14 protein-coding genes are annotated in these 11,840 nt (G+C 57.7%); 2 read left to right on the top strand and 12 right to left on the bottom strand.

The window, feature by feature from the left end; translation table 11 throughout:
* Positions 1-86: 86 nt before the first annotated feature.
* From iscX to trmJ, 9 genes are all read right to left on the bottom strand, one after another.
* A complete protein-coding gene (gene iscX, locus ABLU88_RS12830; RefSeq protein WP_004104502.1) occupies positions 87-287 on the bottom strand; it encodes a Fe-S cluster assembly protein IscX in 201 nt (66 codons plus the stop codon).
* Between the two features lies 1 nt (position 288).
* Entirely contained in the window at positions 289-624 is a 336-nt protein-coding gene (fdx, locus tag ABLU88_RS12825) for an ISC system 2Fe-2S type ferredoxin (protein WP_004104503.1), read from the bottom strand.
* Between the two features lies 1 nt (position 625).
* Positions 626-2,476 (bottom strand): Fe-S protein assembly chaperone HscA, encoded by a 1,851-nt coding sequence (gene hscA, locus ABLU88_RS12820; protein WP_348836671.1) that lies wholly within the window; start codon positions 2,474-2,476, stop codon positions 626-628.
* A 15-nt stretch (positions 2,477-2,491) separates the two neighbouring features.
* The gene (gene hscB / locus ABLU88_RS12815; protein WP_004104505.1) at positions 2,492-3,007 is read right to left on the bottom strand and encodes a co-chaperone HscB; all 516 of its coding nucleotides are present in this window, start codon (positions 3,005-3,007) and stop codon (positions 2,492-2,494) included.
* 75 nt (positions 3,008-3,082) lie between these two features.
* Positions 3,083-3,406 carry an iron-sulfur cluster assembly protein IscA gene (gene iscA, locus ABLU88_RS12810; protein ID WP_004104506.1) on the bottom strand — a complete coding sequence of 108 codons (324 nt, stop codon included), beginning with the start codon at positions 3,404-3,406 and terminating at the stop codon, positions 3,083-3,085.
* Between the two features lie 19 nt (positions 3,407-3,425).
* Positions 3,426-3,812: a Fe-S cluster assembly scaffold IscU gene (gene iscU / locus ABLU88_RS12805; protein WP_002913991.1), complete on the bottom strand. Its 387-nt coding sequence runs from the start codon at positions 3,810-3,812 to the stop codon at positions 3,426-3,428.
* A gap of 26 nt (positions 3,813-3,838) precedes the next feature.
* Positions 3,839-5,053 carry a cysteine desulfurase gene (iscS, locus tag ABLU88_RS12800; protein ID WP_004134936.1) on the bottom strand — a complete coding sequence of 405 codons (1,215 nt, stop codon included), beginning with the start codon at positions 5,051-5,053 and terminating at the stop codon, positions 3,839-3,841.
* Positions 5,054-5,229: 176 nt separating this feature from the next.
* A complete protein-coding gene (iscR, locus tag ABLU88_RS12795) occupies positions 5,230-5,721 on the bottom strand; it encodes a Fe-S cluster assembly transcriptional regulator IscR (RefSeq protein WP_004853217.1) in 492 nt (163 codons plus the stop codon).
* A gap of 240 nt (positions 5,722-5,961) precedes the next feature.
* The gene (gene trmJ, locus ABLU88_RS12790) at positions 5,962-6,699 is read right to left on the bottom strand and encodes a tRNA (cytosine(32)/uridine(32)-2'-O)-methyltransferase TrmJ (RefSeq protein ID WP_348836670.1); all 738 of its coding nucleotides are present in this window, start codon (positions 6,697-6,699) and stop codon (positions 5,962-5,964) included.
* A 120-nt stretch (positions 6,700-6,819) separates the two neighbouring features.
* Between trmJ and suhB the strand changes: the two genes are divergently transcribed.
* Positions 6,820-7,623 carry an inositol-1-monophosphatase gene (gene suhB / locus ABLU88_RS12785; RefSeq protein WP_004853221.1) on the top strand — a complete coding sequence of 268 codons (804 nt, stop codon included), beginning with the start codon at positions 6,820-6,822 and terminating at the stop codon, positions 7,621-7,623.
* A gap of 54 nt (positions 7,624-7,677) precedes the next feature.
* Here suhB and ABLU88_RS12780 read toward each other — a convergent pair whose 3' ends face one another.
* Together ABLU88_RS12780 and ABLU88_RS12775 are read right to left on the bottom strand one after the other, a co-directional pair.
* Positions 7,678-8,658, bottom strand: a complete 981-nt coding sequence (locus tag ABLU88_RS12780) for a nickel/cobalt transporter (protein WP_048260588.1) — start codon at positions 8,656-8,658, stop codon at positions 7,678-7,680.
* A complete protein-coding gene (locus ABLU88_RS12775) occupies positions 8,649-9,287 on the bottom strand; it encodes a DUF1007 family protein (RefSeq protein WP_025106593.1) in 639 nt (212 codons plus the stop codon). The genes ABLU88_RS12780 and ABLU88_RS12775 overlap by 10 nt, the downstream gene beginning before the upstream one ends.
* A gap of 124 nt (positions 9,288-9,411) precedes the next feature.
* Between ABLU88_RS12775 and csiE the strand changes: the two genes are divergently transcribed.
* The gene (csiE, locus tag ABLU88_RS12770; protein WP_032750899.1) at positions 9,412-10,689 is read left to right on the top strand and encodes a stationary phase inducible protein CsiE; all 1,278 of its coding nucleotides are present in this window, start codon (positions 9,412-9,414) and stop codon (positions 10,687-10,689) included.
* Here csiE and ABLU88_RS12765 read toward each other — a convergent pair.
* On the bottom strand, positions 10,686-11,819 hold the full coding sequence (locus ABLU88_RS12765) for a 3-phenylpropionate MFS transporter (protein WP_004853228.1): 1,134 nt from the start codon (positions 11,817-11,819) through the stop codon (positions 10,686-10,688). The two genes, csiE and ABLU88_RS12765, sit on opposite strands and share 4 nt — an antisense overlap.
* Positions 11,820-11,840 lie beyond the last annotated feature (21 nt).

Here is an 11,840-nt window from a genome sequence, read left to right as displayed (position 1 = left end):
AACGGGCCGCCGTATGGCAGCCCGTAAAGTTCTTTCGCTCGTTGATTCATCCGGTTTAAACTACCGGATAAATCATGACGCGAAAATTATTCTGCTTCGTCTAACCAGACTAGCAGAATCGCCTCAAGAATTTTTTCATTGGATGCGTTCGGATCGTCATCAAACTCTTCCAGATCGCAAATCCACTGATGCAGATCGGTGAAGCGAACGGTTTTCGGGTCGAGATCCGGGAAAGCGTCGTACAGCGCTTCGCCGATTTCACGACTATCGGTCCATTTCAGTCCCATATTAATGCTCGCGTGCGTGGTTGATGGTGTAACGCGGAATTTCGATGACCAAATCTTCGTCAGTCACCCGCGCCTGGCAGCTCAGACGGCTGTCGGGCTCAAGCCCCCAGGCCTTATCCAGCATGTCGTCTTCATCTTCGGTACTTTCCGCCAGCGAGTCAAAGCCTTCACGCACGATGCAGTGGCAGGTGGTGCAGGCACAGGATTTTTCGCAGGCGTGTTCAATCTCAATACCGCTACGCAGCGCTGCATCAAGAATGGTCTCACCGGTCTCAGCTTCCACAACTACGCCATCCGGACACAGGTCCTGGTGGGGCAGAAAAACAATTTTTGGCATTTTAAACCTCGTCCACGGATTGGCCTTTCAGCGCGATACGGACCGATTGATCCATACGACGTGCGGCAAATTCCTGGGTTTGTGTGTCGATATTTTTAATCGCTTCTTTGATTGCATCGGCATCATCGCCTGCCGCTGCGGCGCGCACTTGCTCCGCGGCGTCATCGATAGCCTGACGCTCTGCGGCGCTTAACAGCGCGGCGTCGGCGGCCAGCGCGCTGACCAGACTTTCCAGTACGCGCGCGGCTTCAACTTTTTGCTCGGCCAGCATACGCGCCTGGACATCCTGTTCGGCATAGCTCATCGAATCTTTAATCATGCTGGCGATCTCGCCATCGGTCAGACCGTAGGACGGTTTCACCTGGATAGAGGCCTCAACGCCGGTCGATTTCTCCATTGCCGTCACGCTCAGCAGGCCATCGGCATCCACCTGGAAGGTCACGCGAATATGCGCCCCGCCCGCCGGTAATGCCGGAATGCCGCGCAGCGCAAAACGCGCCAGGGAGCGGCAGTCCTGCACCAGCTCGCGCTCGCCCTGCATAACGTGGATAGACATCGCCGTCTGACCATCTTTGAAGGTAGTGAACTCCTGCGCGCGCGCCACCGGAATAGTGGTGTTACGCGGGATAACCTTTTCCACCAGGCCACCCATGGTTTCCAGCCCCAGAGAGAGCGGAATGACATCAAGCAGCAGCAGCTCGCTGTCCGGCTTATTGCCCACCAGGATATCCGCCTGAATCGCCGCGCCGATGGCGACGACTTTATCCGGGTCGATAGAGGTCAGCGGCGTACGGCCAAAGAATTCGCCGACGCGTTCGCGCACCAGCGGCACGCGGGTCGAGCCGCCCACCATCACCACTTCCAGCACCTCTTGCGCCTCAACGCCGGCGTCTTTCAACGCGCGACGGCAGGCCAGCAAGGTGCGTTTGACCAGCGGGGCGATCAGCGCATTAAACTGGCTACGGGTCACCTCCCCCTGCCAGCCGCCGACGTTCACTCGCGCCGTCTCGGCATCGCTGAGGGCGATTTTCGCCGCGATCGCCGCGTCGAGCAGCTCGCGCTGCAGGCGGTTATCGCTGCGATCGCTCAGGCCAGCCTGCTCGCGCAGATAATCGGCCAGCAGATGATCGAAATCGTCGCCGCCGAGCGCGGAATCGCCGCCGGTGGCCAGGACTTCAAACACGCCGCGGCTCAAGCGCAGCACGGAGATATCAAAAGTACCGCCGCCGAGATCGTAAACCGCGATGACCCCTTCCTGACCGGAGTCCAGGCCGTAGGCTATCGCCGCCGCGGTCGGCTCGTTCAGCAGACGCAGCACGTGCAGGCCCGCCAGACGCGCCGCGTCTTTGGTTCCCTGACGCTGAGCATCATCGAAGTAGGCCGGCACGGTAATCACCACGCCGTCGAGCTCGCCCGCCAGCGCCTCGGTGGCGCGTTCGGCCAGCGCTTTTAGAATGTCGGCAGATACGCGGATCGGATTGAGCAAACCTCCCATAGTCTGAATCATCGGCAGGCCGTTTTCGCTGGCCTGCAGCTGATAAGGCAGATGTGGGTAGCGGGCCTCGATATCGGCCAGAGAGCGGCCCATCATGCGTTTGACGGAGCTGATGGTGTTGACCGGATCCAGAGCGGCGTTTTGTCGCGCGTCATAGCCCACCGTCAAACCCGAAGCCTGATAGTTCACCACCGACGGCAGCAAATAGCGCCCCTGATGGTCGGGCAGAGTTTCGGCCTGGCCGCTACGCACGGTAGCCACCAGTGAATTGGTGGTGCCCAGGTCGATACCCGCCGCCAGACGTCGCTGGTGCGGCGCGGCGCTCAGTCCGGGCTCACTAATTTGTAATAAGGCCATAATTGCTTCCGAAAATTAAAAATCGAGCAGTTTTTCTTCGAGTTGTTCCGCACTGCTTCGCAGTTTATCGAGAAAACGCAGCTTGCGCACGGTATCCGCCGCCGCCTCCCACGTCTCGTTATTCAGTTGTTCAACCATCAGCTGATGCCGGGTATCAAATTGCGCTTTGACCCGCTTGATAAAGCTTTCCAGCCGCGCTTCATCTTTCGCCTTGCCTATCTCATCGAGCTCTTCGCGCAGTTCCAGCTGTTCCATCAGGAACGCGGTATCGCGCACGGTATGCTGCTCGCTGGCGAGATCGAAACCGTGAAGTGAAAGGAGATATTCGGCGCGGGTCAGCGGATGGCGAAGGGTTTGCCACGCCTGATTAATGGTGGCGGACTGCTGCACCGCGGCGAGCTGTTCGGCCGCGCTGCCGCTGGCGAACTTATCGGGATGATACTGGCGCTGTAGCTCCTGGTACCGGGCAGCCAGGGGTTCTAACGAAAGGGTATAGCTGGCCGGTAACCCGAAGAGGGTAAAATAGTCCATAGCAACCTCAGGGTTAACGAGATAAAGCAAACCCCACTTACGGACGTCCGCAGTGGGGTTTAGATTACATTGCAATTACACGTTAAAGCTTTCGCCGCAGCCGCACTCGTCTTTCACGTTCGGGTTGGTGAACTTAAACCCTTCGTTAAGACCTTCTTTGACGAAGTCCAGCTGCGTGCCGTCGAGGAACTGCAAACTTTTGCCGTCGATCACGACCTTCACGCCTTTGTCTTCAAACACGGTGTCTTCTGCCGCCGGCTCGTCAACAAACTCCAGTACATAAGCCATACCCGAGCAGCCGGAAGTTCTGACTCCCAGGCGCAGACCAAACCCTTTACCGCGGTTGGCCAGAAAGGTGTTGACTCGCGCTGCTGCACTGTCGCTTAAAGTAATCGACATAACAAACCTCAACTCTTAATTATTTTGCTTCACGTTTGCTTTTGTAATCCGCAATCGCGGCTTTAATCGCGTCTTCCGCCAGAATAGAGCAGTGAATTTTCACCGGCGGCAGCTCAAGCTCGTCTGCGATATCGGTGTTTTTGATCGCCTGAGCTTCGTCCAGCGATTTCCCTTTCACCCACTCGGTCACCAGGGAGCTGGAAGCAATAGCGGAACCGCAGCCGTAGGTCTTGAAACGCGCGTCTTCAATGATACCTTCATTGTTGACTTTAATCTGCAACTTCATCACGTCGCCGCACGCCGGTGCGCCAACCATGCCGCTGCCGACGTTTTCGTCGCTATTGTCGAAAGAGCCGACGTTGCGCGGATTCTCGTAATGATCGATAACTTTTTCGCTGTAAGCCATGATGAATTCTCCTTATTGGTGCCGAATTAGTGATGTGACCATTCAATGCTGTTCAGATCCACGCCCTGCTTGAACATTTCCCACAGCGGAGAAAGTTCGCGCAGACGACCAATGGAGTTGCGAACCAGATTGATGGTGTAGTCAATCTCTTCTTCGGTAGTAAAACGACCTAAAGAGAAACGAATAGAGCTATGCGCCAGCTCGTCGGTCATCCCCAGCGCGCGCAGCACGTAGGACGGCTCGAGGCTTGCGGAAGTACAGGCGGAACCGGAAGAGACCGCCAGGTCTTTCAGCGCCATAATCAGCGACTCGCCTTCAACGTAGTTAAAGCTGACGTTGAGAATGTTCGGCGCGCCCTGCTCGAGATCGCCGTTCAGGTAGACCTCTTCCATATCTTTTACGCCATCCCACAGACGGTTACGCAGGCCGCGCAGGCGGGCCATTTCGCTTTCCATCTCTTCTTTCGCGATACGGTAAGCTTCACCCATACCGACGATCTGGTGGACAGGCAGCGTCCCGGAGCGCATGCCGCGCTCGTGACCGCCGCCGTGCATCTGCGCTTCGATACGAATACGCGGTTTACGACGCACGTACAGCGCGCCGATGCCTTTCGGGCCATAGATTTTGTGGCCGGAGAAGGACATCAGATCAACTTTCAGCTGGCTCAGATCGATAGGCAGTTTGCCCACGCTCTGGGTCGCGTCAACGTGGTAAATGATACCGCGGGCGCGGCACATCTCGCCGATGGTAGCGATATCCTGCACCACGCCGATTTCGTTATTCACGTGCATAATGGAAACAAGGATGGTGTCATCACGCATCGCGGCTTCCAGCTCTTTTAAATCGATAATGCCGTTACGCTGCGGGGCGAGGTAGGTCACTTCAAACCCTTCGCGCTCCAGCTGACGGCAGGTGTCCAGCACGGCTTTATGTTCGGTTTTGCTGGTGATGATGTGCTTGCCTTTTTTCTGATAAAAGTTGGCTGCACCTTTAATCGCCAGGTTGTCGGATTCCGTCGCGCCGGAAGTAAAAACGATTTCGCGCGGGTCAGCGCCGACCAGCTCGGCAATCTGATTACGGGCGATATCTACCGCCTCTTCAGCCTGCCAGCCAAAACGGTGTGAACGCGAGGCCGGGTTACCAAAGGTCCCGTCCAGGGTCAGGAACTGCATCATTTTCTCGGCAACACGCGGGTCCACCGGCGTGGTTGCGGAGTAATCGAGATAGATCGGTAATTTCATTGCTCTATAAACTCCGTACATCGCTTCAATGCAAGGAATCAGGCAACCGGCTGGATGTACGACCGAGTACACAGGATGTCGGAACATCCTGGCCTGATTCGAAAATCTTTTTTATCTTTTTTACTCAGCTCGTTTCAGCTTGCAGCCGATAGCTGCAAGATGAAACTGAACGAGAACTACGCGCGCAGTTTGACGTCGATGGCGTCCTGAGCGCGGGTGCTACGCTGGGATTCATGGTTGTGCTGACGGCCGGAGACATCAAGGATTTCCTGGTTATTCACCAGTTCGCCCAGCGTGATGTTATTCAGAAAACCGGTCAGTCGCTCGCTCAGATCGCGCCACAGCGCGTGAGTCAGACACTTATCGCCGCCCTGGCAGCCGCCTTTACCCTGACAACGGGTGGCGTCAACGGATTCGTCCACTGCGCTGATAACTTCGCCAACCGCGATGCTACCCGCTTCTTTACCTAACAGATAACCGCCGCCTGGACCACGGACGCTGGAAACCAGGCCATTTTTGCGCAGGCGAGAGAACAGCTGTTCCAGATAGGAAAGCGAAATTCCCTGACGTTCTGAAATATCAGCCAACGGAACCGGACCCGATTCAGAGTTGAGCGCAACGTCAAGCATCGCGGTCACGGCATAACGCCCTTTAGATGTCAGTCTCATGTCTTACTTAACCTCAAACTCGCCCCTGCCCGGGCTTTTTATTAATATGGGTATTGCATAGCAAGGGCAAGTCTGACATTCCCGAGTAAATTGGTCAACTATTTACTTGACTGTTTTAGTCAGGTATTTGGCTTTCCGTGCCGTTTCACTTCAGCGCGGCCTGGTGCCCTCGCCCCGGCCTTCTCCCACAAGGAGAGAGGGAACCCGCAGTACCGCGCCGCCGGGCAACGGCGTGCACTATTACTCTTTATTTTTCTGCTGCTGCTCAATTGACGCCAGCATGCCGCGCAAGATGTTCAGCTCCTGGCTTTCCGGGCGGGCGCGGGTAAACAAACGGCGCAGCTTATTCATCACCTGGCCCGGGTGGCTGGCGCGGATAAACCCGGTTGCCAGCAGCGTCTGCTCCAGATGACCGTAGAAACGCTCTAAATCATCCACCAGCGGATACGGGGTTTCTTCATGCTCGACGACAGGTTCATTTTGCTCCTGCGCCGCCAGCCAGGCCATACGCACTTCATAGGAGATAACCTGCACCGCCATCGCCAGGTTCAGCGAGCTGTATTCCGGGTTGGCAGCGATTGCCACATGGTAGTGACACTTCTGCAGCTCTTCGTTAGTCAGGCCGACGCGTTCGCGGCCAAATACCAGCGCGATCGGCGCATGCTGCGCTTCGGCAACGCTTTTCAGGCCGCATTCACGCGGGTCGAGCATCGGCCACGGCAGCGTACGGGAGCGCGCGCTGGTCCCCACGACGAGGCTACAGCCCGCCAGCGCTTCATCAAGGGTATCAACGATGTGGGCATTGCCAATGACGTCGCTGGCCCCGGCCGCCAGAGCGATGGCCTGAGAATCGGGTTTGACCAGAGGATTGACCAGCCACAGGTTGGTTAACCCCATGGTTTTCATTGCGCGGGCGACGGAGCCCATATTGCCGGTGTGTGAGGTTTCTACCAGTACGATTCGAATATTTTGCAGCATTATGGTTCTTCGGCTAAAGATTATTCGTGCATGCTATCATAAAACGAAGACATAAGGAGATTTCACTGTTACTATATGCGCCGTTTTTTCCCGTTCTTTAACATCCAGTGAGAGATACCGATGCATCCGATGCTGAACATCGCCGTGCGCGCAGCGCGCAAGGCGGGTAATTTAATTGCCAAGCACTACGAAACCCCTGACTCCGTAGAAACCAGCCAGAAAGGCAGCAATGATTTTGTGACCAACGTCGATAAAGCCGCCGAGGCGATGATTATCGAAACCATTCGCAAATCTTACCCGCAGCACACCATCATCACCGAAGAAAGCGGTGAGCACGCTGGTGAAGATCAGGATGTTCAATGGGTTATCGATCCACTGGATGGCACCACCAACTTCGTCAAACGTCTGCCGCACTTCTCCGTCTCCATTGCCGTTCGCATTAAAGGCCGTACTGAAGTGGCCGTGGTTTACGATCCGATGCGTAACGAACTGTTCACCGCGACCCGCGGTCAGGGCGCGCAGCTGAACGGCTACCGCCTGCGCGGCAGCAGCGCTCGCGATCTGGATGGCACGATCATCGCCACCGGCTTCCCGTTCAAAGCAAAACAGCACGCGACCTCTTACATGAACATCCTCGGCAACATGTTCACCGAATGCGCGGATTTCCGCCGCACCGGTTCCGCTGCCCTGGATCTGGCCTACGTTGCCGCTGGCCGGGTTGACGGTTACTTTGAAATCGCGCTGAAACCGTGGGATTTCGCGGCAGGCGAGCTGATCGCCCGTGAAGCAGGCGCTATCGTCTGCGACTTTACCGGCGGCCATAACTACCTGCTGACCGGCAACATCGTTGCAGGCAACCCGCGCGTCGTTAAAGCGATGCTGGCCAATATGCGCGAGCATCTGAGTGAAGCGCTGAAGCGTTAATTTCTCACCGCATGAAAAACCAAAAGGAAGCCGCGGCTTCCTTTTTTTATCGCATTAAAACGGCCGCAGGCCGCCGCCCGATGGCATCGCGCTACTCCACATCACGATAGCCGCCGCCAGTAAAATCACGCCGCCGGCCAGCGCCAGCGTTGCCCAACCGATCTGCTTCCACAGCGCCGGCGCCCGATTCGCGCTCAGCCTGACCGCCAGCTGGCGGAAACCATGAACCAGCAGCGCCAGCGCGCTAATCGTCAGCGAGGTTCCCGCCGCCATCGCCATCGCGGCCGCCATGCCCCAGCCAAATACGCCTATAACCTTGCTGAACAACAGCACCATAATGGCTCCGGAGCAGGGCCGCATCCCCATTGACAGCACGATAGCCAGCCGCGCCCGCCAGTCATCTCCGCTTTGCAGCTGTTCCGGCGCCGGCAAATGCTGGTGCCCGCAGCCGCAGCTGGCGTGATGAACGTGATGCGCGGTGAAGGCGGTGAATGTCGGTCGGCGCAGCAGCATCCGCAGCTTTTTCAGCGCCCGCCAGCACAGCAAAAGGCCCAGCGCGCCGACCAGCAGATAGCTTCCCTTTTCCAGCCAGAAGCTGCTCAGATGCAGCTGTCTTGCCGGCAGCCGCAGCAGCGTCAGTACCACCACCACTAAGGCGATAGCTACCAGCCCCTGCAGCAACGAAGCGGCCAGCGTCAGGCCGATGCTCGATTTCAGCTTCGACGGATGGGTTGCCAGCCAGGTGGTTATGACCACCTTGCCGTGCCCCGGCCCCAGCGCATGCAGGATGCCGTAGGCGAAGCTAAACCCCAGCAGCGACAGCCCGGCGGCGGCAGGATTCTCCGCAACCGCCTGCAGAAGCCGACTCAGTTCGACATTCAGCGCGCGCTGCCAGACCGCGCTTTGCAGCAGCACCTGCGGCCAGGCCCGCCATAGCCAGAAGCCAGCTCCGGCTGCCAGCAGCAGAAACAGCGCCAGCGGCCACAGCTGACGCCAGCGCGGCGAACGGCCGGTTTGAGCAAAAATCACTGACATTGCAGCGTCACCTTTTGCGCGAAGTAATTCCCCAGTTCCATATCCTCCGGCGGCGCATCCGCTTTATCCAGCGACTGCGCGTAGGACAACATTTTTTCGTTAGGCTTCGGCGTCATCACTTTTGCCGTGCAGCTTGTCTTCATCGCCGTCGGTAGTGTGAAGTCTGCGTCTTTGTCGTAATACATATCAACATAATAGGTCGGGTCGTAGGTGGAAAAGGTGAAGGTTTGCCCGGCCAGAGGCTGCGGCTTCGCCAGCGGCAGGGTAAAGGTGAGCACCGCCTGATGACCGCTGCGTTCAAGGCCATAACCAGCGGGCCGATTATCAAACTTCACCCGCTGGCCGTTGTGCCATAGCTCGCTGAAATAGTGCTGGCCCAGCACGTTCGCCATCACTTCCGCCGCCAACTTTTTCCAGATTTCGCTACCGGGTTTAGCGTTGCCCGCATCATAGAGCAGATCGGCGGAGGTGATTTCATCCATCGTCCAGCGCATTTTAAAGCCGGTGAGCAGCCCATTTTCCGCCACGGCCTCCGTTTGCAAACTGATGAAACTGTGCGGATGCGCCGCCGCAGATAGCGATAAAAACATGAAAAACGCTACGCTGACGCATTGTTTCACTCTCTTCATCTGTTCCTCGCGTGAAAAATTCTGTGAACCCCGCCAGCAATCCTGATGTAAAGACCCGGAAATGCCCTGTTCACCCTCAATACATTAACTACTCTTAACGAAAACCCTAACTGGAACTAACCGGATGATGACAGTGATTGAACCACCATCTGTGCTTTCCAGTCCACAGCGCCGTAGCCAGGTGCTCCTGATGTTTTATCTGCCCGGGCAGTCCGTGACGCCCGAATGGCTGGGTAACCTCACCCAGGTTGATGAGGATACCGCCCGGCAGGACATTGCGGAGACGGGACGCGAGATTCAGCGTTATCACCGCTTGACCCTTGCTTCACAAGCGGACGGCAGCTATCGGATGGAAGGCGCCGCGCTCGATCAACGCTTATGCCTGCTGCACGGCCTGCGCCGCGGGCTGCGCCTGTGCCCGCATTTTGTCAGCCACCATTTTACCCCGGCTTTGAAAACGCAGCTTAAACAGCAGGGTATCGCACGCACGCTGTATGACGACACCAATCTTCAGGCATTGGTCAACCGCTGCTCGCGCGCCCTGAACCGGCAGTTTGACTGCCGCGACGTGCATTTTCTGCGTCTTTATTTACAGTATTGTTTGCTGCAGCACCACCTTGGACAGAGCCCCACTTTCACCCACGAGCAGCAGCGCTGGGCGCAAGCCGCCGCCGAGTTCTCCCTCGCCGAGGAGATTGTCCGCCACTGGCAGCGGCGGGTTGCGGCAACGCCCCATGCCGGAGAACAGCTGTTTCTGGCCCTGCTGTTTATGCTGTTGAAAACCCCCGATCCTATCCGGGATGGTCATCAGCACGATCGCCGTCTGCATCTGGCCATTTCCGGGCTGATTCACCGCTTTCAGAACCTGGCGGGCCGTCCGTTTAGCGATGAGCAGGGGCTGAGCGATCAGCTCTATATTCACCTTTCGCAGGCGCTACACCGCAGCGTTTTCGCTATCGGTATCGATAACGCGCTGCCGGAGGAGATAGGCCGTCTTTATCCCCGCTTGATGCGCACAACGCAGGCTGCGCTGGCAGAGTTCGAAGCCAGCTGGCAGGTACGCTTTAGCCAGGAGGAAGTCAGTTTAATCGCGGTGATCTTCGGCGCCTGGCTGATGCAAAAAAGCGATCTGCAGGAGAAACAGGTGGTTCTGCTGACCGATGATAACCCGGACCTTGAGCAGTCGCTGGAGCAGCAGCTGCGCGAGTTAACCCTGCTGCCGCTCAATATAAAGTATTTGAGCGTGAGCACCTTTCAGAAAGAGGGCGCACCGAAGGAAGTGACGCTGATCGTCACTCCCTATGCCACGGCGCTGCCGCTGTTTTCGCCGCCGCTGTTTCACGCCGAAGAGACGTTCAGCGATCATCAGCAGCAGCAGATTTGCAAAATGCTGGAGGCCTAAGCCACCGCTTTTGGCCGCACCACCAGCGCCGGTAAGGCCACCAGCGCCATCACCCAGAAAACGCCCTGGTGCAGATGCTGGTAGAGGAAACCGGCAAAGACCGTCATCACCGCAATGCTGCCGCCCATCGCGACGGCGGAGTAGACCGCCTGCAGGCGGATCACTTCGCTGCCCTGACGCGCCGCAATGTAGCGCATCGCCGCCAGATGGCACACCGTAAAGGTGCCGCAGTGGAGGATCTGCGCGACGATAAGCCAGGGTAGCGCCGTCGTCCAGCCCATCAACGTCCAGCGAATTAGCCCGCATACCGCGGACAGCAGCAGCAGATCGCGGGCGCTAAAGCGGCGGAAGACTTTTTTGCTCAGCGCGAAAATCACCACTTCCGCCACGACGCCAAGCGACCACAGGTAGCCCACGGCGGAGGCGGAATACCCCGCTTCCTGCCAGTAGATAGCGCTAAATCCGTAGTAGGCGGCGTGCGCGCCCTGCAGCAAACAGACGCAGGCGAGGAAGCGCCAGCTTTGCCGCACCAGCGTAAGCCAGGCCGCCAGGCCGGCCGCTTCCTGCTGGCGGGATTCGCCCTGCGGCTGCACCGACGGCTTCAGCAGCATGCCGAGCAGCATGGAGGCAATACCGACGCTGAGCATCACCAGTATCATCCGGTAGTCATACAGGCTGACCAGCTTCCCGGTCAGCGCCGAGCCAATGACGAAAGCTATCGACCCCCACAGGCGCACGCGCCCGTAGTCCATGGTGATCTGCTTTTGCCAGGTATTCGCCAGCGCGTCGGTCAGCGGCACCAGCGGCGAGAAAAAGAGGTTAAAGCCGACGATAATCACCATCAGCCAGGCAACCTGGTGGCCGATCCAAAATGCGAGCGCAAAGAGCAGCGTCAGCAGCGCCAGAATGCGCAGAGAAGAGATAAGACGGGACGGGTCGCTGACCCGCGGCGCGATCAGCAGGCTGCCAAGAAAGCGCGACACCAGCCCGGCGCCGAGCAGCATGCCGATGGTTTCCGGCGTCAGGCCAAGTCCGGAAAGCCAGACGCTCCAGAAAGGCAGGAAGATGCCGTAGCTAAAAAAATAGGTGAAGTAACTAAGCGCCAGCCAGCGCGTGGAGTGTAAGACCATGATTCCCTCCCGAATGGAGGC

Origin of the sequence: Klebsiella sp. GW_Kp182, from assembly GCF_040062275.1 — a bacterium.
In the GTDB taxonomy this organism is placed as follows: Bacteria; Pseudomonadota; Gammaproteobacteria; order Enterobacterales; family Enterobacteriaceae; genus Klebsiella; species Klebsiella michiganensis.
Note: the sequence above shows the minus strand (reverse complement) of the source record. Positions and strands in the feature narration are given on the sequence as shown.